This window comes from Ignavibacteriales bacterium, assembly GCA_016214905.1.
In the GTDB taxonomy this organism is placed as follows: Bacteria; Bacteroidota; Ignavibacteria; order UBA10030; family SZUA-254; genus PNNN01.
In genome coordinates this window covers 193972-220487 of the sequence record JACRMQ010000007.1, presented here as the reverse complement: position 1 = coordinate 220487, position 26516 = coordinate 193972, and the positions used below count along the sequence as shown (strand labels likewise).

At 41.0% G+C, this 26516-nt stretch carries 24 protein-coding genes; 15 read left to right on the top strand and 9 right to left on the bottom strand.

The genetic code is table 11. The features are described 5' to 3' along the window. Window positions 1-4: 4 nt before the first annotated feature. The 5 genes from HZB59_08190 to hemN all read right to left on the bottom strand — a co-directional run bounded on the left by HZB59_08190 (window position 5) and on the right by hemN (window position 6332). Window positions 5-2227 carry a cytochrome b/b6 domain-containing protein gene (locus HZB59_08190; protein ID MBI5021399.1) on the bottom strand — a complete coding sequence of 741 codons (2223 nt, stop codon included), beginning with the start codon at window positions 2225-2227 and terminating at the stop codon, window positions 5-7. Between the two features lie 58 nt (window positions 2228-2285). Beyond that, complete coding sequence (locus tag HZB59_08185) at window positions 2286-2807, bottom strand: cytochrome c family protein (GenBank protein MBI5021398.1); 522 nt, start codon at window positions 2805-2807, stop codon at window positions 2286-2288. Window positions 2808-2895: 88 nt separating this feature from the next. Then, window positions 2896-3405: a universal stress protein gene (locus HZB59_08180; protein ID MBI5021397.1), complete on the bottom strand. Its 510-nt coding sequence runs from the start codon at window positions 3403-3405 to the stop codon at window positions 2896-2898. Window positions 3406-3566: 161 nt separating this feature from the next. Further along, the gene (locus tag HZB59_08175; protein ID MBI5021396.1) at window positions 3567-4925 is read right to left on the bottom strand and encodes a sigma-54-dependent Fis family transcriptional regulator; all 1359 of its coding nucleotides are present in this window, start codon (window positions 4923-4925) and stop codon (window positions 3567-3569) included. A 6-nt stretch (window positions 4926-4931) separates the two neighbouring features. Then, window positions 4932-6332 carry an oxygen-independent coproporphyrinogen III oxidase gene (hemN, locus tag HZB59_08170; protein MBI5021395.1) on the bottom strand — a complete coding sequence of 467 codons (1401 nt, stop codon included), beginning with the start codon at window positions 6330-6332 and terminating at the stop codon, window positions 4932-4934. A 459-nt stretch (window positions 6333-6791) separates the two neighbouring features. Between hemN and HZB59_08165 the strand changes: the two genes are divergently transcribed. The 6 genes from HZB59_08165 to HZB59_08140 are packed head-to-tail and all read left to right on the top strand — an operon-like array spanning window position 6792 to window position 11884. Beyond that, window positions 6792-7961 carry a 4Fe-4S dicluster domain-containing protein gene (locus HZB59_08165; protein MBI5021394.1) on the top strand — a complete coding sequence of 390 codons (1170 nt, stop codon included), beginning with the start codon at window positions 6792-6794 and terminating at the stop codon, window positions 7959-7961. Next, window positions 7961-8422 (top strand): cyclic nucleotide-binding domain-containing protein, encoded by a 462-nt coding sequence (locus HZB59_08160; protein MBI5021393.1) that lies wholly within the window; start codon window positions 7961-7963, stop codon window positions 8420-8422. The genes HZB59_08165 and HZB59_08160 overlap by 1 nt, the downstream gene beginning before the upstream one ends. Next, window positions 8406-9266: an FAD/NAD(P)-binding protein gene (locus HZB59_08155; GenBank protein ID MBI5021392.1), complete on the top strand. Its 861-nt coding sequence runs from the start codon at window positions 8406-8408 to the stop codon at window positions 9264-9266. Before HZB59_08160 ends, HZB59_08155 begins: the two co-directional genes overlap by 17 nt. Window position 9267: 1 nt before the next feature. Then, a complete protein-coding gene (locus tag HZB59_08150; GenBank protein MBI5021391.1) occupies window positions 9268-10044 on the top strand; it encodes an oxidoreductase in 777 nt (258 codons plus the stop codon). Further along, window positions 10037-11335: a Ni/Fe hydrogenase subunit alpha gene (locus HZB59_08145; GenBank protein ID MBI5021390.1), complete on the top strand. Its 1299-nt coding sequence runs from the start codon at window positions 10037-10039 to the stop codon at window positions 11333-11335. The genes HZB59_08150 and HZB59_08145 overlap by 8 nt, the downstream gene beginning before the upstream one ends. 42 nt (window positions 11336-11377) lie before the next feature. Beyond that, window positions 11378-11884 (top strand): hydrogenase maturation protease, encoded by a 507-nt coding sequence (locus tag HZB59_08140; protein ID MBI5021389.1) that lies wholly within the window; start codon window positions 11378-11380, stop codon window positions 11882-11884. 28 nt (window positions 11885-11912) lie between these two features. Here HZB59_08140 and HZB59_08135 read toward each other — a convergent pair whose 3' ends face one another. Beyond that, window positions 11913-12224 (bottom strand): zf-TFIIB domain-containing protein, encoded by a 312-nt coding sequence (locus HZB59_08135; GenBank protein ID MBI5021388.1) that lies wholly within the window; start codon window positions 12222-12224, stop codon window positions 11913-11915. 104 nt (window positions 12225-12328) lie between these two features. On the opposite strand from HZB59_08135, the gene HZB59_08130 reads away from it, so the two are divergent. From HZB59_08130 to HZB59_08095, 8 genes are all read left to right on the top strand, one after another. Next, on the top strand, window positions 12329-13087 hold the full coding sequence (locus tag HZB59_08130) for a YjbH domain-containing protein (GenBank protein ID MBI5021387.1): 759 nt from the start codon (window positions 12329-12331) through the stop codon (window positions 13085-13087). A gap of 309 nt (window positions 13088-13396) precedes the next feature. Further along, a complete protein-coding gene (locus HZB59_08125; protein MBI5021386.1) occupies window positions 13397-14356 on the top strand; it encodes a hypothetical protein in 960 nt (319 codons plus the stop codon). Window positions 14357-14413: 57 nt separating this feature from the next. Beyond that, window positions 14414-15718 (top strand): outer membrane protein transport protein, encoded by a 1305-nt coding sequence (locus tag HZB59_08120; GenBank protein ID MBI5021385.1) that lies wholly within the window; start codon window positions 14414-14416, stop codon window positions 15716-15718. A gap of 99 nt (window positions 15719-15817) precedes the next feature. After that, window positions 15818-18235, top strand: a complete 2418-nt coding sequence (locus HZB59_08115; protein MBI5021384.1) for a penicillin acylase family protein — start codon at window positions 15818-15820, stop codon at window positions 18233-18235. Between the two features lie 82 nt (window positions 18236-18317). After that, on the top strand, window positions 18318-19052 hold the full coding sequence (locus tag HZB59_08110) for an NAD-dependent deacylase (GenBank protein ID MBI5021383.1): 735 nt from the start codon (window positions 18318-18320) through the stop codon (window positions 19050-19052). Window positions 19053-19306: 254 nt separating this feature from the next. After that, complete coding sequence (locus HZB59_08105) at window positions 19307-19540, top strand: hypothetical protein (protein ID MBI5021382.1); 234 nt, start codon at window positions 19307-19309, stop codon at window positions 19538-19540. Window positions 19541-19648: 108 nt separating this feature from the next. Next, window positions 19649-20074: a VOC family protein gene (locus HZB59_08100; GenBank protein MBI5021381.1), complete on the top strand. Its 426-nt coding sequence runs from the start codon at window positions 19649-19651 to the stop codon at window positions 20072-20074. A gap of 313 nt (window positions 20075-20387) precedes the next feature. Continuing rightward, window positions 20388-20762, top strand: coding sequence for a M23 family metallopeptidase (locus tag HZB59_08095; protein MBI5021380.1), 375 nt, complete (start codon window positions 20388-20390; stop codon window positions 20760-20762). A gap of 8 nt (window positions 20763-20770) precedes the next feature. Here the strand turns inward: HZB59_08095 and HZB59_08090 are convergent, their stop codons facing one another. Both HZB59_08090 and mfd read right to left on the bottom strand, forming a co-directional pair. Further along, window positions 20771-21316, bottom strand: a complete 546-nt coding sequence (locus HZB59_08090; protein ID MBI5021379.1) for a thioredoxin family protein — start codon at window positions 21314-21316, stop codon at window positions 20771-20773. Between the two features lie 69 nt (window positions 21317-21385). After that, window positions 21386-24847: a transcription-repair coupling factor gene (gene mfd, locus HZB59_08085; protein ID MBI5021378.1), complete on the bottom strand. Its 3462-nt coding sequence runs from the start codon at window positions 24845-24847 to the stop codon at window positions 21386-21388. A gap of 226 nt (window positions 24848-25073) precedes the next feature. Here mfd and arfB point away from each other — a divergent pair, with 226 nt between their 5' ends. Further along, window positions 25074-25502: an aminoacyl-tRNA hydrolase gene (arfB, locus tag HZB59_08080; GenBank protein MBI5021377.1), complete on the top strand. Its 429-nt coding sequence runs from the start codon at window positions 25074-25076 to the stop codon at window positions 25500-25502. Window positions 25503-25577: 75 nt separating this feature from the next. On the opposite strand, the gene HZB59_08075 is transcribed toward arfB, so the two are convergent. Continuing rightward, the gene (locus HZB59_08075) at window positions 25578-26435 is read right to left on the bottom strand and encodes an FAD-dependent thymidylate synthase (protein MBI5021376.1); all 858 of its coding nucleotides are present in this window, start codon (window positions 26433-26435) and stop codon (window positions 25578-25580) included. Window positions 26436-26516: the final 81 nt, after the last annotated feature.

The window sequence follows — 26516 nt, the reverse complement described above, 5'->3', positions numbered from 1 at the left end:
GTAATTAAAATTTAATAGTTTCTTCCTGTGATTGAATTTTTTGTTGATCTGATTTTATTTCTTCCAGCAATTCTGCTTTCTTAAGTTCCTCAAGTTCAACAGGATGCTCGTCTTCCATTTCTTCTTCGGTTAATGTTCCCTTCCAGAATGCAAGATTCAGAGGATAAACATCGGGATTAAAGATCACAAAATAAAAGTGCCAAACGATTATTGCAAGTGTGGCAAGCCATGCTTCATAATAGTGCACGGTGCGGGCTGCGTCCCATCCTAATTTTGTGAGAAGTCCCATAAATGTATTATCGAACCAGAGGACAAATCCGGTTACACCCATAACTATTGTTCCCCAGACGAGTGCCCAGTATTCCGCTTTTTCTATGTAACTAAACCGCTCAAATCTCGGCTTAATATCCGATATTCCAACATTATATCTTATCAAACCCATCACATCAGTTAGATCGCGTTGTCTGGGTAATAAATCGCGTACCAATTTTTTTCCACGCTCAACGAAAAGAATATAATAGATATGATAAAAGCTTGCAACAATCATTATTACGCCGGCAATTCTATGCACAATGCCGCGAATATCAAACATAACCGGACTAATGTTTCTTAAGGGTGCCACCCACCACGCATCGGGGAATTTTAACGCAAATCCTGTGAGCACAAGCGTTATAAAACTGACTACCAATGTAGCATGTTGAACGCGTTCATTTGCGCTCATGCGTAAATACATTGTTGTTCCGTGATGCGGTTCGGGAATAAGTCCACGGCGTATCATAAGTTTACGCTTCGATTTCCTGATAAAATCAAGTATGTTGTGGATCAGCATTCCGCCGATTGTAAGAATAATCATAAGAATATAAGTATTGGCTATCCAGTATAGAAGCGGCTCCTGGATATCGGCTGTGGTGCTATGAACAGATCCTATAGTGAATCGTTCGTTCGCCCCCGGGTGACACTTGCCGCACGTTTTCACCATATTTGCTTTACTGATCATCGATGTTGAATCTGTGGATGGTTTTATGTTGTGAATACCGTGGCAGCTTGCGCAATTTGCAACTTCAATAGAACCGGCTTTTACGGCAAGTCCATGATAACTGTCGCGATAGGTTTCGGTTCTATTCCCCATTAATCCGTATTTTTCAGAAAGCTTGAGAGAGCTATGACACGGAGAGCAAACTTTTTCAGAAACATTCGTGTTTGCGACACGCGAGTTTGGATCGTTGTGGTCTAAAATATTGTGTTCGCCATGGCAATCTGTGCATGTAGGTGATTCCAATATTCCGTCTCGCAACGCCGTTCCATGAATACTTTGGCTGTATTCCTCTGTAATTTTTCCGTGACACTGCGAACAAGTTTCCGATATATGCAGCTTGCTGATTTTTGCCGATGGATCTAAACTTTTTTTCATCTCATGACTGCCGTGGCAATCGACACAATTTGCCGCTTTTGAATTGCCCCTCAACAAAGCTTTGCCATGTACGCTTTTTTCATATGCAGCTATAAACCCGGCAGATGGAGATGCCTTTTCCTGTACATCCGGATTATCAAGATGACATGAGAGGCACATTTTTTCTTGTTCTTTTTTGAATTGCAGTGAATCTCGTATGCCGGAGAGATTTGATACTTCATGCCGGTGACAAGTTAAACAATTCGGCGCTCCTTTTTGTTGCGCCTCGAGAGCTTTACCGTGTGAAGAGGTAAGAAATATATCTTTTACATCTGAATGACACTCGGTACAAGATTCTGCACTGTTGTTTTCATTAAACTTCGAGTTAGAAGATTTTGATGATAATATATCGTGTTTTCCATGACAATCAACGCAGTTTACATTGGGACGCTTACCTTCCGCTAATGATTTTCCCAACTGAGGATGAAAAGAATGTTTATTACCAATATCATTATGACATCCAAAACATTCAACTTTTGATATTTTCGATTTATGCGGTAAGTCTTCAGCCTTAAACCCCTCGTGGCAAGTAACACAGGTTAAACCGCCGTGAACAGATTTGCCGAATGTCTTTTCATTCACAAAAAGTGAAACTGATTTTCCGCTGCGGGACATTGTAAGCGAGTTATCGCTGTGGCACATAATACAATCAGAGTTCGATTGTGCTACACCGGTCGATTGGACTATGAGCAATAAAATAAATATTAATATCATGGGTTTTAAAAAGATCGGATCAAAGGTTGAGAGATAATGATTCCCTGCCGGCACGTTCTCCATGTGCGGGAGAGCACCAGCAGGGATTATATAGTGTATGATTTATTAAACCTGACGAATATTACGATTTCTTCGCCGGGTGTTTTATCTTATCCCACATTGCTTTGAACTTGAACTCTTTAAAAGAGGGACTCTTCTCGTTGTGGCAAGTTTTGCAAAACTTTTCAATTGCTGCTTCGTCTTTGTACTCTGTTAATCCTGCTGCGATTGCTTTTGCTTTATCTTTCATCAGTCCCATCGCCTTGTAATTTGAACCAGCGCCATGGCATGATTCGCATTGCACACCATCTTTGACGTCGAGAGTTTTTTCAAGTAATTTCGCATCTGCTGTAACGGTATGGCATCCCAAACATTCTTGGGATTCAGAGGCAGGTTTTTTTAATCCTTTTTCTTTTGCGATCTTTGCCGCTGCATCGGATGTTAGTGTAGCAAATGCTTTTGCATGTTTCGATTCGCTCCATACTTTGAACTGATTACCCTTCGCATCCGACTTATGACACATCGAGCATGTTTTTACTCCGACATACTTGTTGTCGGCTGCAATTCCGGAACCGACAAAAAATAGCGTGACTGCAATCAGCATGAGAAAAGAAATTGTATACTTCATAGTAGACCCTTTTTTATTTTGGTACATTTAGATTTTGTTGATTGTTTTAAGTGATATTTCTTTTTCATTTTTTATTGTTTATAGATTTTATGTGCAATTGCTCTTCAACATCATCTTCTTCCATGAGCTTCATCTGAACTTTCGCCGGCTTGACCGATAAAACCGGAATCGGAGAATATCGGACAACTTTTTCAGCTACACTGCCCATTAGTACGTGCGCGATTCCTGTTCGCCCGTGAGTCGATATTATTATAAGGTCGATTTTCTCTTCCTGGGCAAACTTCACTATCTCTCGGTACGAATCTCCGTGTTTGACTATAAGTGAGATCGCGCCGCATTCGGAGAGATATTGACTTGCAACCGTGCCAAGTTGTTTCATCGCATCTTTTTCAATCTCGGCTTTTGTCTTTCCGCCCTTTTTCTTCTTCTTTGTTTCCGAATGCTCTGAGCTTTTTTCAATTACGTGAATCAAGTATATTTGGGGTTCTTGCAAACCAAATATCATTTCGGCGTATCCCATAGCTTCGAAAGAAAGCTTCGAGAAATCTGTCGCCACTAATATCTTTTTTATCACGAGTTGCTTCATTTATTCAGCTCTCTTCATAGAATTAATGACGAAATATACGAAAATATTCTCACAAAAGATATGCCGATCTTTTATTCTTAAAATCATTCGAAAACCACGTTATTTCCGGAAAAATATTTCATTATTGATAATCATACTGTGTGATTTACCTATTCTTGCGGGATGGATAAATCTTTTATGCGCCGGTATAGTGTTGGCAAACTTATCTTGAGGGCACGCGCGGTGTTTTCTTTATTAAAATGGTGTTTCCTTAGTTCAGATAAAATATACTGACGCTCCAAATTATTCATAGCAGATTCGAGCGAGGTATAATTTTCTAACATATCCAGATTTTTTCCGGCGCCGAAAAATTCCGGAAGTTCATTCACCGTTATATGCTTGCCGTTGCAAAAAATAACAGCTCGTTCAATCACATTTTCCAGCTCGCGAATTTCTCCGCGCCATTCGTGTTGTATCAGAAATTGCATAGCTGTATTATCAGCGCCTTGAATATCTTTTCTCATTTCTTGCCGGAATTTACTTATGAAGTGATCTACAAGCAGCGGAATATCTTCTTTCCTCTCGGCGAGCGATGGTAGTTTTATGTCGACCACATTCAGACGGTAAAACAGATCTTCCCTGAATCTTCCGGCTGCAACTTCTTTTTGAAGATCACGGTTTGTTGCTGCGATGAATCGAACATCGATCAAAAATGAATTGGACATGCCAACTGGAGTAATTTCTTTCTGCTCTATTGCACGGAGAAGTTTTACCTGAAGCTGCATCGGCATTTCGCTGATCTCGTCAAGGAATAGCGTTCCTCTGTCTGCTGCTTTAAAATATCCCATCTTATCGGCAACGGCGCCCGTGAATGATCCTTTCTTGTGCCCGAACAATTCGCTTTCAATAAGTGTTTCCGGAATCGCACCGCAGTTTACGGTGATGAACGGTTGATCTTTTCGAAGACTGTGAAAGTGAATTGCTTTTGCCACCAATTCTTTTCCGGTACCGCTCTTACCGGTTATTAAAACGGTGCTGTCTGTTGCGGATACACGGTGAATCAAATCAAACACCCGCTGCATCGGTTGACTTGTACCGACGATTGTCGACATGGTTATCTCGCGATGTAATTCTTTGCGGAGATATTGATTTTCCATCGCAAGTTTTTTATGATCGAACAAACGGCGGATCTTCACGAGTAATTCATCGAACTCCAACGGTTTTAAAATGTAATCGCTTGCGCCGGATCTAAGTGACGCGATTGCAGTTTCAAGAGATCCGTATGCGGTGATGATTATTACTGAAATATCGGGGCTCATTTTTGATATGCTGTGTAGCAGTTCAATCCCCTTCATCTCGGGCATTTCAAGATCTGTTATGACCAGATCGAATGGCTCTGCCAGCAGTTTCTCATGCGCAATTCGGCCGTTTTCCGCCTCGCTTACATGATACCCTTCTTTCTTTAAAATGAATGATATCGACTCTCTGATTATTTGTTCATCATCTACTACTAAAATCTTTTCTGACATAAATTATTAAATTGTTCTTGAAAAAACGGGTTTATCTTTCGAAACATTATTTAAATATGCATCGAAGCACATTGCGATGTTGCGTAAAAACAATCTTCCCTGCATCGTAACCAGCAACTCACCCGCTTTTCGCTCAAGGAGGTTATCCTCGATGAACGGGTTGAGTTTCGGAAGCGACTCAGAAAAATATTCGTCGAACTTGATATTAAATTTATTTTCAACGTCATGGAAGTTTAACGTTAAATCGCACATCAACCTGAGAATCACATATTTCCGGAGTTGATCGTCGAACGACATCCGATAACCGACTTCTGTGGCAAAACGATTGTGGTCGATTGCATGATAATATTCTGTCAGGGTTTTTGCGTTTTGTGCATAATTTGTTGTAAAGTGACTAATAGACGACATTCCCATGCCGAAAAGATCGCATCCTGCATTTGTGGAATATCCCTGGAAATTACGCTGAAGTGTTTTCGATTTTTGAGCGATAGTCAACTCGTCGTTTTCTTTCGCGAAGTGATCCATTCCGATGTATACATATCCATTGCTTGTAAATTTTTTAATAGTCATTGTTAGAAGTTCAAGTTTTATCTCGGGTGAAGGAAGGTCATCGGGGTTGATAAGTTTCTGATGCGGTTTCATCCATGGAACATACGCGAAATTATATACCGCGATTCGCTCGGGTGAAACTGCAATAATTTTATCGAGCGTACTTTCAAACGATTCAACGGTTTGAAGCGGAAGTCCATAAACAAGATCCAGGTTTAAACTTTTAAATCCTAAAGTGCGTGTCCACTCAATTACCTTGCGTGTAAGCTCTTCGCCCTGATCGCGGTTGATTGCTGCAAGAACATCCGGATTAAAATCCTGAACACCCATGCTAACCCTGTTAAAACCGTTAGCGCTCAAAGCTTGAATATGTTCGAACGATAAATCGCGTGGATCCATTTCAACACTGACCTCAGCGTTTTCGGAGAAGTTGAATCGATTCTTTATGTGTTTTGTAAGATCGGAGATTTCGGATGGGGTAAGATACGTTGGTGTTCCGCCACCCCAGTGCATTTGGACAACTTTTCTGGTATTCGAGATTTCCGACGCGAGCATCTCAATCTCGCGTTTTAAATATCCGATATATTCCTTAATCCGATCTCTGTTTTTTGAAATTACCGTTGTACACCCGCAGAAGTAACAAAGCGTATCGCAAAAAGGTATATGAAAATAAAGAGAAAGATCGGTTGAATTATTCTTGCCGTTAGACCGGACTATTTCTTCCCGATAATTTTCCGGACCAAAATCAGCGGCGAACATCGGGGCAGTTGGGTAGCTTGTGTAGCGAGGACCGGCTTTATCGTATTTTTTCATCAATGAAAAGATATTTTCTCCCAACAACGCGGAACCAGAATTCATTTTGTTTTGCCTGAATATTTAATTAGAACATGCATTTATTGATAATAAATTTTAACGCAATCGTTATGCCATAAAAGGAAGAATTAATTGTAATAAAAAGTTGGACACTGGAAATTTTCTTCTTAAGCTTGATAAATTAACGACTTTTCTTGTCATTCATGATAATAAAATAGTATAAAATATCTTAATGAACAAACACTTAATTCTAATATAGAGGATTTTTTATTTCAGCCGATGCACAATAAAATTATATGCATCTTCATTGAGCATGGAAATGCGATAAAACATGATTTATCGGATTATTTGAATCCTCAAGAATGAGAAGTTAATGTCTGTCTTAAAAAAATATTCCCCTATAAGCATGATAAACATCCAATATAATGGAATGATATTTGTCTGTGTCTTGTGTGATTAGTAAATACGATAGAATTTTGTTCAGTAGTATCGAAAAGGAGATAAGTGAAAACATCTGAGCAATCTCTTTCTAATGCTGTAACGATAGAGAGAAAAAATATTGACGCTCTTTTTGCGTCGCTTATTAAATCGGGGTATCAAATTATTGGTCCTACAAAACGCGATGGATCAATCGTGTATGATCTGCTTGAGAGCAGCAATGATTTGCCTGAGGGTTGGACTGAAGAACAAAATGCAGGAAGTATGCGTTTGAAAAAGCGTAGCGATAAAGCTCTTTTTGGATTTAACAGTACGGTTCAATCGTGGAAAAAATATATTCACCCGCCCACTGCGCGATTATGGCAAACGAAACTTAGCGGCGGAAAGCCAACCGTTATTCCCGAAGAATTTAAAAAACAAAAACTTGCTTTTTTAGGAGTTCGCGCTTGCGACCTGACCGCAATTGGAATTCTCGATAAAGTTTTTATCGATAGCCCGTTTACTGATACCGGTTTCCAAAATCGCCGATCCGATATATTGGTAATTGGTGTAAACTGTACGCAGGCAGGCGGAACTTGTTTTTGTGCTTCTATGACAACGGGACCGGCGATCAAATCGGGATATGATATCGTAATGACTGAGGTTATTGAAAAAAACCGCCATTACTTTGTCGTTGAGAAGGGTTCAAAAGTTGGTGAAGAAATTATAAAAGAACTCCCAAAAGCAGAGGCAAATGTTTATGAAATTGAAGGAGCGGAAGAACTTATTAACAAAGCCGCTTCCGCTATGGGAAGAACTGTCGACACAACAAACATAAAAGAACTACTGCTTCGTAACAACGAAAATCATCGATGGCAGCAAACCGCACAACGTTGTCTTACATGCGCAAATTGTACCATGGTATGCCCCACATGTTTTTGTACGACGATTGAAGATGCAACCGATCTAACAGGCAAAGAAGCGAACCGAACACGAAAATGGGACTCATGTTTTACAATGGATTTTTCATATATCCACGGAGGAAGTATACGTCCATCTGTTTATTCGCGCTACCGCCATTGGCTTACGCATAAGTTCGCATCATGGCATGATCAATTTGGTACGAGTGGATGTGTGGGGTGCGGAAGATGCATCACGTGGTGCCCGGTAGGTATAGATGTTACAGAAGAAATTACAGCTATTCGAATGTCTGATAAAAATAATTCAACAACCACACCATTAAAGGAGAACAGATAATGGAAACTCTGGAGCCATTACTAAGTGAACATCCTTTTTTAAAAGGACTCGATCCAAAACACCTCCAGCTCATTACCGGGTGTGCTTCCAACGTCAGATTTGATGCGGGACAGATCATATTCCGCGAGGGCGAAGAGGCAGATCAATTTTATATCATCAGGAACGGTAAAGTAGCATTGCAAATTTACACACCGGGACGCGGCTCTATCATCATCGATACGCTAACCGAGGGCGATATCCTCGGCTGGTCGTGGTTAATACCACCATATCAATGGCGCTTCGATGCCGTAGCCGGTGAATTGACCCGCGCAATCGCTTTGGACGGAAAATGCCTGCGTAACAAATGTGAATCAGATCATGATCTTGGATATGAACTATTGAAGCGTTTCGCCTCAATTGTAGATTCAAGACTCGAATCTACCAGATTACGATTATTGGATATGTATGACAGCAATCCTTGAAAAATCAACGAAAGAAATAATCCCTTCTCAAGAAATGATACCGGAATATTTCCGTATCACAAAAACTCAGAAGGATACACACGATACATTTACAATTGAACTTGAACCGCCGAAAAACGGATTTAATTTTACACCCGGACAGTTTAATATGTTATACATGTTCGGTGTTGGTGAAGTGCCGATTTCGATTAGCGGCGATCCTTCCGACCGGAATAAGCTTACGCACACAATTCGTGCTGTCGGCAGTGTAACCCGCACGATGCAGAAATTGAAAAAAGGAGATTTCGTTGGGATTAGAGGTCCTTTCGGAACACATTGGCCCGCTGAAGAATCTATCGGAAACGATATTGTAATTGTTGCCGGCGGTATTGGATTAGCTCCGCTTAGACCTTCGATCTATCATATTTTATCGAATCGCGAAAAATACGGCAAAGTTGTTCTGCTCTATGGAACCCGAACACCCAACGATATTTTATACAGGAAAGAATTAGAACAATGGCGCGCACGTTTTGATCTGGAGGTTCTTATAACCGTTGACAGAGCGGCTTCAGATTGGAAGGGGAACGTTGGCGTTGTAACAACGTTAATTCCGCGGTCGCACTTCGATCCTTTTAACACGGTGGCGATGGTATGCGGACCGGAAATCATGATGCGGTTTTCCGTTCAAGATTTATTGAAGTGCGGTGTTGCGGTCAATAATATTTATGTATCGATGGAACGGAATATGAAATGCGGTATCGGATTCTGCGGGCACTGCCAGTGCGGTTCAACTTTTATTTGTAAGGATGGTCCTGTTTATCCGTACAACAATGTTAAAGATATCTTTATCAAAAGAGAAATTTGAAATGAAAAAGAAAGCAAAACCAAAACTTGCTGTTTGGAAATTTTCATCGTGCGATGGATGTCAGTTGAGCATTCTCGATTGTGAAGATGAATTGTTGGCTGTTGCAGACGCAGTCCATATTGCAAATTTCCCCGAGGCCTCGCGTGCAGTAGTGAAAGGTCCTTACGATATATCTCTCGTCGAAGGTTCAATAACAACACCGCACGACGCAGAACGAATCCACGGTATCAGACGCCAATCGAAATTGTTAATATCCATAGGTGCTTGCGCAACCGCCGGCGGAATACAGGCGCTCAAGAATTTCTGTGATGTAAAAGAATTTATTTCCGCTGTCTACGCGTCTCCCGAATATATACACACTTTGAGCAAATCGACTCCGATTTCAGATCATGTGAAAGTTGATTTCGAACTGCGCGGTTGTCCAGTCGATAAATACCAGCTTGTCGAAGTGTTAAATGCTTTTTTAAATGGTCGAAAACCGAACACACCGCATTACAGTGTGTGCATCGAATGTAAACGGCGAGGTGTCGTTTGCCGAATGGTGGCACACGACCAGATTTGCCTTGGTCCTGTAACTCAAGCCGGATGCAACGCGTTGTGTCCATCTTATGACCGGGGTTGTTTCGGTTGTTTTGGTCCGAAGGAAACCCCAAACACTTCTTCTATAGCAGAATACTGGAGTAAGAAAGGTATCAGCAACCGCGATTTGATCAGAACATTCAGAGGTATTAACGCATATGCAAAAGAGTTTCGATTAGAAAGTGAGAGTCATGAGTAAATTACCGGCGAAAATTGTGAAAGTCGATTACTTGGCACGCGTTGAGGGTGAGGGCGGATTATTCATCCGTGTAAAAGATAATGAAGTGAAAGATGTGAAGTTCAGAATATTTGAACCGCCGCGTTTCTTCGAAGCATTTATGCGGGGAAGAGATTACAGCGAAGCACCCGATATTACCGCACGTATCTGCGGTATATGTCCGGTTGCATATCAAATGAGTTCATCGCAGGCGATGGAAGATGCGTTCGGTGTTCAGGTGGATGGACAATTACGCACATTGCGAAGATTGTTGTATTGCGGTGAGTGGATAGAATCGCATGCGCTTCATGTATATATGCTACACGCCCCTGATTTTTTAGGATACGAAGATGCGATACAGATTGCTTCGAAGTATCCCGAAATTGTTAAGCGCGGACTTGAAATAAAAAAAATCGGTAACGAACTTATGACAATCGTTGGCGGTCGCGAAATCCACCCGATAAATCCGCGAGTCGGCGGATTCCATCGCACACCGCTTGAGCGTGAATTAAAACCGATGATCGAAAAATTAAAATGGGCATTAAATGCTTCGTTGGAAACTGTCAAGTGGACTTCAACATTTAACTTCCCCGATTTTGAATACGATTACGAATTTGTTTCGCTTCGCCACCCTGAAGAATATCCGATAACCGGCGGTCGGCTTGTCTCTAACAAAGGTCTCGATATTTCTGTTCAGGATTATGAAAAACATTTCCAGGAAATTCACTTTGAACACGCAAACGCATTGCATTCTGAGCATATTGGCGTTGGTCCTTATCATGTTGGTCCCCTGGCGCGATACAGTTTGAACTTCGATAAATTGTCAAGCAAAACACAAAAAGCCGCCCGCGAAGCAGGTTTGGGTAAACAATGTTTCAACCCTTTTAAAAGCATCATTGTCCGCAGTGTGGAACTTGCATACGCTTGCGAAGAATCGATTCGTATCATCGAACAATATAAACGACCCGAGAAATCGTTTATCGAAATCAAACCGAAACAAGGCACGGGGTATGGATGCACGGAAGCCCCGCGAGGAATTCTTTATCATCGATATCGTCTCGCAAACGACGGCACAATCCTTGAAGCTAAAATCGTTCCTCCAACTTCGCAAAATCAAAAAACGATTGAAACAGATTTGTATCATTTTGTAAAAAAAAACATATCGCTGCCTGAAGATAAGTTAACATGGCAGTGCGAGCAGGCAGTGCGCAATTATGATCCATGTATTTCGTGCGCCACGCATTTTTTAAAACTCGAAATTGAACATGAATAAAGGCGATAATCTTCCATTCCCAAGAGCGGTTAACTGATAAGTATGTCGTCGACACAAACAAAATCAAACCCTCCCAAATTGCTTGTAATAGGCGTCGGCAATGAGTTTAGGAACGACGACTCGGTTGGAATTAACATCGCGCGCCGATTGCGGAAACTGAATATTTCAGCCATTCAAATCATCGAAGATACCGGAGACGGTGCGAAACTTATCGAAAAGTGGAAAGATCAAGATGTTGTTGTTGTTGTTGACGCGGCATCCAGCGGTTCTGAACCGGGAATGATTTATCGTTTCGATGCAGTAAAACAAAAAATGCCGACGAATTTTTTCAATTACTCATCACATAACTTTTCAGTTGCGGAAGCGGTGGAAATGTCGCGAACGTTAAATCAACTCCCAAAACGTCTTGTCGTTTATGGAATAGAAGGAAAAGATTTCGCTCAAGGAAACAGCGTGACTTCTCCGGTTAAAAAAGCGGCGGAATATGTGATAGATTTAATTGTCGAAGAATTCCGTACAAAACATTCCTCCGTACATCATTCACATTAATAAGTGTTACCCTCGGTGTTTCAAACCGTCATTTAAATATCTTCACCATAGAAGAAATAATATTTTTCCTATTTTTCTCTGCCGAAGATATTTTTTCAAGCTCTCCCTCGTCGAGCCAAACACCGTTGCAGTGGAAACATCGGTCAACTTCAACATTAGTGATATTGATAGTTTCTAATTTTTGACCGCATTTGGGGCAGTGCATCCAATGAAGTTTTTTTAGTTCATCGCGCTCTTTTTTCTTCATTTCTTTATCGCGCTCTTCCGCGAGTTTTTTTAATTTAGCGGTTTCTAATTTAAGAAAATATTCTTCTTCTTTTTCGCTTGGTTTGATCGGCATCTATTAATTCCTTTTTTTGATAATATATAAATTATAATCTTTTTTAAACAATTTGCAAGCGCAACGGTTGCCATTTACTGCAGTGATCGTTATATTTTGATGATATGAAAAAATTTCTGTTTCTAATAGTTATTTGCACAACTGCATCGCTGTCGCAGGGCAGCGCTGGATCGAGCGCCAAATATGAGCCCCGCTTTCTTATTGATGCACCGACAGGTGGAATAATTCCGCACGGTACGCTTGCAACAGACATTGAATTTTTTCAACAAGGCGGTGTTCTTGTTTCTGCGTCTCTTGGTTTGTTTGATATACTGAATCTCGGCATCTCCTATGGCGGAGTCAATATCGTCGGAGATGGTTCACCCGAGAGGAACGAACTTCCAGGCATCAATTTTCGTCTTCGCCTTCTAAATGAATCAATTGTTTTCCCCGCAATCGCTTTTGGTTTTGATTCTCAAGGAAAAGAATTATATAATCGGACGACGCAAAGATTTACTGTTAAATCGCCCGGATTTTATATCGTTGGAAGTAAAAATTATATACTCCTTGGCAACCTTAGTTTTCATGGTGGAATCAATTACAGTCTTGAGCGTGCCGATGGGGATCGCGACCCTAATATTTTTATCGGAGCCGAAAAATCGGTTGGATCGATTGTTTCTATCTTAGCGGAATATAATCTTGGCTGGAACGATAGCCATGCAAAAGCGTTCGGAAGAGGACGAGGATACCTTAATAGCAGCATACGACTTTCTATCGGTGATGGATTTTCGATTGGATTCAACCTAAAAGATATATTAAAAAACCAAGAAAAAGTTACCATCGGCAATCGAACAATATTGCTCGAATATATTCAGAAACTTTAATTTTCTTTCCGACTAAGTAGACGAATAAGTATCCCCACAAATTATGACCATTCGCATCCTTGGAGTAAAATTTATCAATATAGAGAATTCTTACCTTACGGTAATTTAGTTCAATGTATTGAAAATAATACGATTACATGGTTTCTTGTCTCATCTATCCCACACCCAATCAGGCAATTAATTCAATCTGCAAGCGAAAAGCTTGTTTTCTTATCAAGTTATGAGTAAATTAAAAATAACGAGAATGTATTTTTTGGCATTTCAATTGCCACAGTTTTAGTAGATTTATTGAAAGTAAGGGTAAGAATTATGAAAATAAAGTTATCGTTTTTTGGTTTGCTGAGTCTTGTCAGCATGTTTATTCTTCTATCGCTCCCGGGTTGTTACACTCAAATAGGTACTACCCGTTACGGTGAAGAAGAAGATTATGATGAGGTTGTTCAAAGCGAGGAACAATCTCAAGAAGATGAGAACGAAGAATATACAGAGAGTAATTGTTGTGATGATAATTATCGACCTCGAGTAGGTTTTAACTATTATTATCCGTCAACGTATTGGCCCTCTACCGCGTTCACGATTGCATATTCTGATCCGTGGTTTTATGATTATAATTGGATGGCTTATGACCGATGGTATTATAGCTATCCTTATTCTTGGTATTATTCTTCTTGGTATCCTTCTTATTATTATCCGCCGTATTATTACGGATATTATTACTACAACGGTGGATCGTCAATTTACGGAAGCAAGCGGAACGATGGAACGATGTTGGGCAACGATAATGCCCGACGCACCCGTGATAACCAGTACGAGGTTGGCGGAGCGGCAAGAACAAATTTCGATTTGCCAACAGGTGCCGGGATGAATAGAACTACAACTGGTGTTTCCGGAGCAAACAGAAATACGAACAATTCAGGTCCCGTCACAAGACGTGAAGGAGCTGCGAGGGTTGATACACGACGTGAAAGCAGATCAACAGAACGATCGTTCGATCAGCCGGCTCGCGCGCCTCGACAAGAGCGGCAAGTGAGAACCGATAATCGCCGCCGAGACACACGGTCGCAGCGCAAACCTGTTGAAACATATAAACCGCAATCCCCGACAAATAATCCACCTCCGCGCGAGAACAGAACTCCAAGTTATACGCCTCCACCGGCTCCGAGAAACAATCCCCCTCCACCATCAAACGATGGCGGCAAGAGAAGTGACGGCGGTGGCGGTAGTCGCAGTTCAGGCGGCGGAAGCGGTTCACGCGACAGACGTCCGTAAAGTTCTTCTAATTCGACGCAGTTTAAAAATTTTTATTACGCAAAACACGGAAAATTTATGAAACGTTTAATTTTATTATCAATGGTGTTCGTTTTTAGTTCGATGGTGTTTGGGCAGTACAAAGAAGACGCATACCGACTCTCATATCTCGGCGTTGGCTTTGGCGCACGATCCCTCGCGATGGGAACCGCTTATACGGCTATTGCAAACGACTTCTCGGCTGCTTATTGGAATCCTGCCGGGCTGGGACAAGTGAAGCGGAACGAAGTTTCACTCGGGCTATCTCATTATTTATATAAAGACGAAAATACTTTTCTTGGGAAAAAATCAACTTTCTCAAATTCCAAAACGAATTTGAACAGTCTGGGACTTGTTTATCCTTTCCCGGTACAAAAAGGAAGTATGGTCTTTGCCATCGGGTACGGCAGACAGGTTGATTTTACTACAGCGCTTGCTTTAAATGCCTTCAACGAAAAGTCTACCACAGCTAGCTATCCGGATAATGTCGATATTCGGACAAACGTTTTAGAAAACGGCGGACTGAACAACTGGATGGTTGCCGGAGCAATAGAAGCTGCGCGTGGTTTATTTCTTGGTGTCTCTCTCAACGTTATTTCCGGATCATACTCCTATAATAGAGATTATACCGGAAGCGATATAAATAACAATTATTATTTTTATGAAATCAATCGCCTTTACACTATCGAAGAAGATATCAGCGGATTTACCGGAAGACTTGGATTGCTGTATGAAACAAAAAACAAAAAGGGGCGTTTTGGCATTAACGTAAAATTACCTTCGACTCTCTCGATGCGTGATGATTGGGCTGATACGGAAAATTATTATGACGACATTCCCGACAGCGACTATGTTGCAAAAGATGCCGGTTATTCCGAGTTCGACGTAACAACACCGTTTGTTTTCAGCGCGGGTGGTTCCTGGGCGTTCGGCGATCTGCTTCTCTCCGGAGATGTTGATTATACTGATTGGACTCAAATGGAATTTAAAAACACTTATGCAGATCTACTTCAAGAAAATACAGTTATAAAAGAAAAGATGGAGCCAACCATCAACTTCCGTGCGGGTGCTGAATATGAAATTCCACTTTCCGATGTTAGTGTACGCGCCGGATTTGCGTACATACCATCGCCTTATACATTTCACACTTCTGAAAACGCCCAAAAATTTATCACGGGCGGTTTAGGGTGGACGATTGAAAATGCAGTTCGTCTCGATTTCGGTTACGCTTACGGATTCTGGAATGCAAGCCAGCAGGTTAATTTCGATCCGCCATTTTATACAGATACAAATGAGAAAGTAAAAACCCACACTCTTATAGCCACAATGGTTTATAGATTTTAGCCGATTGCAGAATAAAAACTAAAACGGTATATTATCCCGTCCCGTCGTTGACTGGACGGGATTTTTATTTTAATATGATAAATTAATTGATCTGCGCGCGTGTCGAAAATTACAAAAATATTCATCGGGCTTGGCTTTTCTCTAATCGTAATTCTCCTGGCAATTTCAATTTTCCTTTACCACCTTGTTACGAAATCATTTCCCGAAACATCCGGATCAATTATTGTTCAGGGTCTTAAAGGGGATGTAAATATTTACCGGGATGAATATGGTGTACCTCATATTTCGGCCGGCGATGAGCATGATTTGATGTTCGCAACCGGATATGTTCACGCTCAAGATAGGTTATGGCAGATGGATATGTTTCGGCGTGTAGGGCAAGGGCGGTTATCAGAAATCCTTGATACGGCAACAGTGAAGTTCGATAAACTTTTCAGAACTCTCGGTATCGCGAACACCGCAGAATCACTCTATGCTCATTTACACCCGACATCAAGACGACTTCTTGACGATTATGCCGAAGGTGTTAATCAATTCATAGTTACTCATAAAGGAAAATATCCGATCGAGTTCGACATGCTCGATTATGAACCCAGGGAATGGAAACCGCAGCATTCATTGATTATCTCACGAATATTAGCCTGGGAATTAAATTTTGCGTGGTGGACAGATCTCACTTACGGGGAAATTGCCTCATTGGTTCCGCCGGAAAAATTAAAAGAACTCCTTTCAGCCGATGAACAATACGGAGCGCCAATTACCGAAACTAAATTAGAGCAAAAAACCATGCACGATTTTCTCTCGCTCATCCGTTCTTACCGAGATTATTTTCAAATGGGATCATTCTCGGCTGGAAGCAATGCATGGGTGATAGATTCCTCGAAATCGTTAAGCGGAAAACCGATTCTTGCAAACGATCCGCATCTGCTAATATCCCTCCCTGCGAAATGGTACGAGATACACCTCACAGCACCCGGATGGAATGTTGCCGGCGTTTCAATTCCGGGAATTCCTCTGGTTGTTATCGGACAGAACGATTCACTCGCGTGGGGTTTCACAAACGCAATGATTGATGATTGTGATTTTTATGTCGAGCAAATTGATTCATCTAAACATCCATCGTATCGATTCAAGGGAAATTCATTACCGGTTAAAATGTGTGAAGAGGTAATTTACATCGGTAAAAACGATAGTGTTGCCATTAATGTTCTGTCAACACATCACGGACCAATTATATCAAACATACATCCAAGCACAATTCATATTAATAAAGATTCTTCCGTTGCGATAAAAAATGTATCGCTTCGATGGACAGGTTTTGAGATGAGCGATGAAATACTTGGTTTTTATAGAATGAATAAATCCACTAACTCAGTACAGTTTAAAGAAGGTCTCAAACAACTTACTGTTCCGGGTCAGTGTGCCATTTATGCAGATACGCGGGGTAATATTGGAATGTGGACTGCCGGACGGGTTCCGATAAGAGGAAAACATTCCGCCGCTTTACCGCTCGACGGTGCGACCGGCGAGGATGAGTGGGTTGATTATATTCCATTTGAAAAATTACCGAAGATATGGAATCCACCTGATGGGTATATTGTTTCAGCCAACCAGCCGCTCGCCGGAAAATCTTATCCTTACTATCTATCAACACTCTGGGAACCGTGGCACAGGTACGAACGAATTAAAGAACTTCTCAAACTCGAAAAAATTTCGGCCCAGGATTTTCAGCAATTCCAACAAGATGTTGAAACGGGTTACGGTAAAATGCTCGCGGGTCATATAATTCGTGTATTCTCAAACGATTCTTCAAATAACGATTATATCAAACAAGCAATTATTTATCTTCGAAATTGGAATAACCGCGCAACTACGAGCGACATTGCCACAACTATTGTTAATGTTTTTTTTGTGAATTTTCTTCGAAATACATTTGAAGATGAGCTCGGTGCCGATGTTTTGTATGATTTTGAATATTCTCTCACGCCTGCTTACCGCGTTACAGAGAAATTGCTTTCGGATGGAAACTCGCAATGGTTCGACGATGTAAAGACCGACACCGTTGAATCGAGAGATATGATAATCACAAAAAGTTTTCAAAATGCGATCGATGAATTAATGCTTTCTCTCGGTTCAGAGATGAAGATGTGGCAATGGGGAAAAGTTCACACTGCTATGTTCGAACATCCATTCGGCAAACGAAAACCGTTAGATAAAGTTTTTAACGTTGGTCCGTTTCCGGCAGGTGGTAGTGAACAGACTATCAACAAAGGGGCTTTTAGATTGAACGGCTCATATCAGATTTTCGGATGTCCCTCGATGAGGCAAATCGTAGATCTTGCCCAACCAAATTCCGCTTACCGCGTTTTAACTCTTGGTCAATCGGGACAGCCGCTTCAAAATCATTACGATGATCAGGTATCGCTCTGGCTAAACGGCGGTTATCGTCAAACGACAATCGACTGGAATTTAATCGAGCAAAAAGGATGGAATAAGCTTGTATTGAAACCGAACTGAAATATGATGTGTGATATGAGATATTAGATGTATGATGATATACTCATATCGCATAACGCATATCTCAAATCTTTGAGTTCTTATGTTCTCCCAACAACTTATTAAAAAACTGAATCAAGCTCAAACGGTTACCGTCTTCACCGGTGCTGGCATTTCTGCTGAAAGCGGCGTTCCAACATTCCGCGGCGCGGATGGATTGTGGAAAAAATTCCGACCCGAAGAGCTTGCCAATTTTGATGCGTTTATACGCAATCCGGATCTTGTTTGGGAGTGGTACCGGTATCGAAAGAAAATCATTGCCGACATCAAACCAAATCCCGGACATTACGCGCTGGCAGAAATGGAAAAGTATCACGAACATTTTGCCATAATCACTCAGAACATCGATAACCTTCACCGCAGAGCCGGAAGCAAAACCGTTTATGAACTTCATGGAAATATAGAGCGGAATTATTGCATCGATTGCAGGAAGAGCTACTCAAACGAAGATATAATCACAGAAGAAAAAGCGCCGCGCTGTTCCTGCGGAGGATTAATACGGCCCGATGTTGTGTGGTTCGGTGAATTTCTTCCTCAAGATCAATGGGATGCCGGAGAGAAAGTGGCAGAGAGAGCGGAAATATTTTTTTCGATCGGTACCTCGGCAGTTGTTTATCCCGCGGCATCGCTTCCGATGATTGCAAAACGAGTGGGAGCTTATGTTGTGGAAATTAATTTAGAAAGAACTGAGTTAAGCTATCACGCTGATGAAGTGCTGATTGGAAAATCGGGTGAGATTTTGCCCAAGCTTATTGATGCTTGCTATAAAAACAAATAAACTTGGGCATGATGATAGAATGATGGTTGGGGTGATTTCAAAAACTTTGACTTTTGATTTGATAATCCATAAATTCCCTACGTACATGCAATGACTGACTAAATATGGTTAATACAAAACGGACATTGCTGTTATTCGTTTTTACAGCTATGTATGCTGTAATTAAGCAACGCGTATATAAATTGTTATATGCCAATGCGAGCACGAAACACTCACGCTGTATCACGCACTAAGTTTAAGAGGAGAAACAGATTATGACTATTAAATGCACGCCATTGTTTTTTATTATTGTTTTTCTGACTATCGGCATATCCGGTTGCGATAGGGAAAAAGTTTCCACTAAAATAATTACAAATCGACTGATCGCTCAGGGTGATAATTCGTGGCTTGCAGATTCAATGAAGATAAGTCCGGACGGTAGGCATATTACCTGTCCTGCTCGAGTTGGTAACAAATGGTATATCGTGTTCGACACAAAAATAAATTGAGAGACTATGAAAAAGATAATTTTACTAACTTTGACATTAGCAACATCATTTTATTTTGGTTTTGCTTTTAAATCAATTATCACAAACAATTCAAGCGACAATACAAAAATGAAAAGAGTAACCGGTATTGGCGGCATTTTTTTCAAATGCAAAGATCCTAAGAAAATGAGAGAATGGTATCAAATTCACCTTGGACTAAATACTAACCAGTATGGTGCAGTGTTCGAATGGCGGCAAGCTACCGACTCTACTAAAAAGGGTTTTTCGCAATGGAGTCCGTTTAAAGAAAAGACGACTTACTTTGAACCATCAACAAAGGAGTTTATGATAAACTACCGGGTTGATAATTTAGAGGCACTCGTTGAAGAACTGAAAAAAGAAGGAGTGACTGTAACCGATACCGTTCAAACATTCGATTACGGAAAGTTTGTTCATATCATGGATATAGAAGGAAACAAAATAGAATTGTGGGAACCGAACGATATTGAATATGAAAAACTTGGCATCCAGATGGGAAGCAAGACGACCAAATAATTCTATTCCTGTTGTGCTTTTACTTATTTGGGCAGAACTTGCTGTCGGTTTCCTCGAGCCACCGTTCGGAGAAATATAGATGGTATAACATAAAAAAACAAGGAGAAATTAGTATGAAGTCTACTGTTGTATTCTATCTGCTTTGTATTTTTTTCTATCATGCAAGGAAAAGAATCTTGTGAACGATAACATTCCATCGGTTGAGGCAAAATATGTTTTGCCTTATCCGGTTGGTTGGGAGTAAAGATGTTCTCTCGGATTTAATAATCCCAATTCGCACAATGGCACATTCAGGTATGCGGTAGATTTTGCTATACCGGTAGGAACACTTATCACCGCAACCCGAAGCCGACGTGTTGTTTACATCCTTGAGAGTTACTTAGATAATGATCAGACGCCGGGTCATGAAAACGTAGCGATCGTCAGACATGAAGACCCCACCTACGCGCGCTATGTTCATCTGACAACGAATGGAGCTCTGGTTACTCCAGGTCAGAATGTTGCACCGGGTGATACAATCGGTTTGAGCGGTAACTCGGGCAGCAGCGGCGCGCCACACTTACATTTTGATGTTACAAACTCCCACACCGGTCGCAATGATCAAACGATTCCGTTCGATTTCAAAAACACGATACCGCATCCGCTGGGATTAGAAATTGGTGTTATATATAAAGCGCTTCCATATTGAGAGACTAATTACGTCTTCCACTTAATTGTACAACCGATGGAAAACGTTTCAGGAGTTTTTACATCTTTATTTACAAGTATCGCCTCCAACGCGTCGCGGAGATAATTTTCTTTTACCGCTTTCGGATTTTCCCAGTTATCGTCCATCTTGCCTGAATATCGGAGTTTTCTGTTCTGGTCGAACACAAAGAATTGCGGTGTGTGTGTCGCACCGAATGCTTCGGCGGTTTGCTGGTCTGCATCCCGAAGATATTTAAAATTGAAACTCTTTGCCTTCGCCCGCTTAACCATTTCATCAAAATTATCGTCGGGATAGTTTCTTTCATCGTTCGAATTTATTGCAATAAACCGAACACCAAGTTCAGAGTAATCTTTTTGCACTGCAATCATTCTATCCTCGTATGCTTTTACATACGGGCAATGGTTGCATGAGAAAACGATAATTAAAATCTTAGCATCGTTGAAATCGGAAGAAGAATATTTTTTTCCATCGACGCATGGAAGATTTTCGAACTCCGGTATCGGGTCGTTTATGTTAAGTTTATTTCCTTTCATTTTATCTCCTATGGTATTTTTTTCTTGTTATGTCAATGTATATCCCGCCGAAACATGGAACAAACCATATCACGATTCGGATAACTTAGCAATTTCTCCTATTCTGATTTTAATTTCATTAATACGTTTGCCAGGTTCTTTAATTGCTTCCAGATTAAATTGAAGTGTAAGTTCTTTCTCGTTTTGTTTTAACCTAATATCTTTTCTTTTTTCATTTGCGATTTTCTTTATCAACCGCTGGAACGGAGAATTAGCATCTCCGATCTCTCCGTAAAATTGTTTATTCGTTTCATTGGGAAGTGTTATTGCAAGCGTTTGCTCTTTGATCATAATTTTCGGGAAACCTGCACGCGAAGCCAATAATCGCACTTCAACAAGTTGAATAAGGTTTTCAACTTCTTCGGGAGATTCTCCAAACCGATCTTTCAGTTCTTCGCGCATCGATTTTAATTCTTCATCGGATGTTGCCTGATAAAGCCGGCGGTAAATATCAAGCCGCTCGGCATCATTCTCGATATAAAAATCCGGGATCAGCGCATCAATATCAGCATCAACGATTGATTCAACCGATTGGGGATGCGGAATGTGGGATGTGGGTTCTTCCGCTTTAAAAACATCGCTGAATTCTTCTTGCTTCAGCTCATCAACTGTTTCGCGCACAATTCTCTCATACATTTCGAATCCCATCTCAATAATAAACCCCGATTGCTCTGCGCCGAGGAGATTGCCCGCGCCCCGAATTTCCAAATCGCGCATTGCAAGATTAAAGCCAGAACCAAGCTCGGTAAATTCTTCGATTGCAGATAATCGGCGAAGCGTATGTTTCGGCAAAATGCTTATCGGGGGAACCAGAAGATACGCGTATGCCTGAACGTTTGATCTCCCAACCCGCCCACGCAACTGGTACAATTCGGCAAGTCCAAACCTGTCTGCGCGGTTGATGATGATCGTGTTGACGTTTGGAATATCGAGTCCCGACTCGATTATCTTGGTTGCCACAAGAACATCATATTTTTTCTCAAGAAAATCTAGCATGGTTTTTTCAAGCTGATGCCCCGTCATTTGTCCGTGCGCAACATGAACGCGGGCTTCAGGTATGTGCGTTTTCACTTGCTCGGCAATTGCGTCAATGTTCTGCACGCGGTCGTGCACAAAATAAATTTGACCGCCGCGATGAAGTTCTTTTAAAATCGCTTCACGTATAATATGCCACTGAGTTCTTCTGCCATCGGAAGCGGGAATAATTTCTGTAATGATTGGTATGCGGTTTCGCGGTGGAGTATTTATCAGCGAAAGATCACGCGCGCCTATGAGAGAAAAATGAAGAGTTCTAGGAATCGGAGTCGCTGTTAACGCCAATGTATCAACGCTTGCTTTCAGTTGTCGTAATTTTTCTTTTGCAGATACACCAAACCTGTGCTCTTCATCGATAATCAACAATCCTAAATCTTTAAATCCAATATCCTTTGAAAGCAATCTATGAGTTCCAATAACGATATCGACCGAACCCTTTTTCATTTCTTCTATAATCCGGTTCTGATCTTTTTTCGATTTGAATCGTGTCAGATTTTCAACCCTTGTTGTGTAACGCTGCAAGCGATCGACAAATGTATTGTAATGTTGCAAGGCAAGTATAGTTGTCGGAACCAAAATCGCAACCTGCTTGCCGTCCATAACCGCTTTGAAAGTTGCACGCAACGCAACTTCTGTTTTACCGAAACCGACATCACCGCAGATGAGGCGATCCATAGGTGACGGACTTTCCATATCTCGTTTAACATCAAGAGTCGCCGTTGCCTGATCAACAGTGTCTTCGTACATAAACGATGCTTCAAGCTCTTTTTGCCAGTGTGAATCGGGCGAGAACGCGGTTCCGTTTTCTTTTTTCCGTTTCGCGTAAAGCGAAATCAACTCGCGTGCAATATCTTTGATCCGTTTTTTTGCCTTTGCCTTCATCCGCTCCCAGTCGGGCGCGCCCAACTTTGTAAGTTTGGGAATATGACCTTCCTGAGAAGAATATTTTTGTACGCGGTTTACAAAATTTAAGTTCACATACAGTGTGTCTTGTTCAAGAAATAAAACTTTCATTACTTCCTGCTCAATGCCTCCGACTTTTATTTTAGTCAGCCCCGCAAACTCTCCGATTCCATGATCTACGTGAACAACATAATCGCCGTTTTTAAGTTGTTTCAATTCTTTGTGTGAAAAACCCTTAAAGCGACGCCGTTTTGTAAGCCCGCGTTTTTTTAAACGTCCGAAAATCTCATGTTCGGTGAAAACCGCAATTTTTGAATCATGAGATATAAATCCGGAGTGAATAGTTTCAGTAAGAAACACTGGACAAATTTGAGATGTGAGATGTGCGGAACGAGTCGCTTCCCAATTTCGTAACTTCCGATCTTCTATCTTTTCAGGATTTGTTACCGCCTCATCAATAAGCTCCTTCAATCTTTCAGCTTCTTCTTTAGTATCGCTTGAAAGAAATATTTTATATCGTTCGTTCTCAAGTTTCGCGATATGATCGATCAGCAGATTAACGCTACCGTTGAACGATGGCTGGGAGACAGAGTTAAAGTCGAGAGTGTTAAGAGTTGTGAGTTGCTTGACCGCCCGTGTCGGTTGAAAGTTATGAGTTATTTCATTGAAGAAAGAATTGATGATGATGGGAAATGCAGTGGCTTTCTTTATGATCTCTTCATATGTAAAAATGTTTTCCACATTTTCGCGGATCAACTCTTCTATTTCTCTTTTGATGATTTCAGGTTCATCAAGAATCACAATAACGTCTTTGGCAAGGTAATCGAATAATGAATCTGTGTTTATCTGTGCATTATCCGTGTTATCCGCGGTTAGCTTCGGAACGATGCTCGCCGATTTCAATTCACGGATAGAACGCTGCGATAAAACATCGAACTCCCGAATCGATTCTACCGCGTCTCCCCAAAACTCGAAGCGGACTGGATTTTCACCGACGTATGGAAAGACATCAATAATGCCCCCCCGCACGGCATAATCGCCGTAACTTTCAACAAAGTTTTTGCGTTCAAATCCGGTTTGATCCAGCCGGTCAATAAATTTCTGGAAATTGTAAGTACGATTTGCTTCTATTTCGAAAATTGTATCGGTGAATCTTTCACGGGGTGGTAATTTTTCAACTATCGAATTGGGCGATGCAATTACAAGAAATCGTTCTCCCGTTGTCAGCGCTTTCAATGTTTCTATCTGTGAGATTGAAGAAGAGACATCGAGCATCTGCGCCTGATGCATCGGACGAGCACCGAAATACCGAACGTAATGCTCGCCCAATAGAAGTGCGCAGTCGTCGCGTAATTTTTCAGACCGATCTTCATCGGATGCGATCAACAAAATCTGTTTCCGAGAATCTTCGAACACAAAAGATGCTTGAAATGCAAGAAGCGATCCGCCAACTCCTTCTACTTTCAATATTTCTCCCGGTTTAAGCTTCTCAATATTTTCTCTGAAGCTTTTAAATTTATCTGATTGAAATATTTCTTTTTTAACTTCTTCCATAAAATTCAATTATCAAATATCGAACATCTAACATCAATTAATGGATCGTTCCGGAGGTCAGAAAACACCTCACCCCGCAATCCCGTCGGAACAATAAAACTAACGGCACAGCAGGGTAATTCAACTTACCAAAGATTGATAGAAAATGCAAGGTTTGAACTGTTTAAGTATTTGAGTATTTTAGTGTGTTAGTATTTGAGAATTCAAACAGCATATTATTTTAGAGATGGTGGATAAGATTTATATCAACGCACATTTGGAAATTCCACTCACCGAGTTACGTTTCAAGTTTGCCCGAAGCGGCGGTAAGGGCGGACAGAATGTAAACAAAGTAGAGACAAAAGTAGAATTACTCTTCAATGTCGCAAGCTCTACGTCGTTATCCGATCATCAGCGAACTGTAATCCTGCATAATTTAAAAAACCAAATTGATTTGGATGGAATCTTGCACATTGTTTCTCAAGAATCTCGCAGTCAGTGGAAAAACAAAGAAGATACTGTTCGAAAATTTATCGAGCTACTTCAGAAAGCGTTGAAACCAAAGAAGAAAAGGATTAAGACAAAAATTTCTTTCGCAGGAAAAGAAAAGCGATTGATTTCAAAAAAACGTCGCGGGGAAATAAAAAAAATGAGGCGCGTAGAGTCCGATTCTTAAATCGGACATTCCAGAATTGTCCATTCTACGCAAGATGGATAAATGAGGAACGCCTGCCTGCAGCAGGCAGGGATTCTACATCTTCAATTTCTTGAGCTTCTCTAAAAACTCATCTGCCTCTAAACCTTTTAGATTATACTTTTCTAAATATTCTTTCGTGATCTTCTGAATATCAAGATTTTCAGCAATAGCTTTTAGTTCTGCTCTTGAAAATCGTTCGCCGTAGAAAACATAATCTTCAAATGCTTCCCATGCCATTGGAGCGACATACCTCACAATCTCACCTATCGTTTCGGCGTATATACGGATTTCAAATTGAGCATGTTTATCCATACGCAAATGAAGAAAATGCAAAAGGTTGTGCAGATCAATTTTCCAGTACCATTCTGTATATAGCGAAAGAGGCAGATTAACGCGTGCCAGCTCGCGAGCAATGTTATCGCTTAATAATTCTTCATAATGATTATATGAAGTTTGTTGATCTTGGAGGAGAATATTCAAAATCTTTTGTTGCAGCTCGGGTGAGATTTCTTCGTCGGACCGCCCCTGTTTGTTGTTTACACTTTGTTTCTTTACGGTATCGGCAGAAGGAATGTAGAACTCATCTTTCATGATAGAATAACGTCCTGAAAGTTCATTCACATTTGCCGTGCGGTGGCGGATCCATTGCCGCGCGACAAAAATCGGCAGCTTTACGTGAAATTTTAATTCTACCATTTCAAACGGCGTTGTATGCATATGGCGCATCAGATACCGAAGAAGAATTCTATCCTCGTTAACACTCTTTGTTCCTTTGCCGTACGATACACGGGCGGCTTGAACAATCGATTCGTCGCCCCCCATATAATCTACCAGCCGCACAAAGCCGGCGTTAAGGCATTTGAATTCTTTGTCTAATATTTCTTCAGCTTGAGGATTTGTTACGTGAGCCATGAATTTCTTTCAAAACTTTTGTGGAATTAAATGTAACGATTCTGGAAAATAAATCCAACAGAAAAATTTAATTACGATATG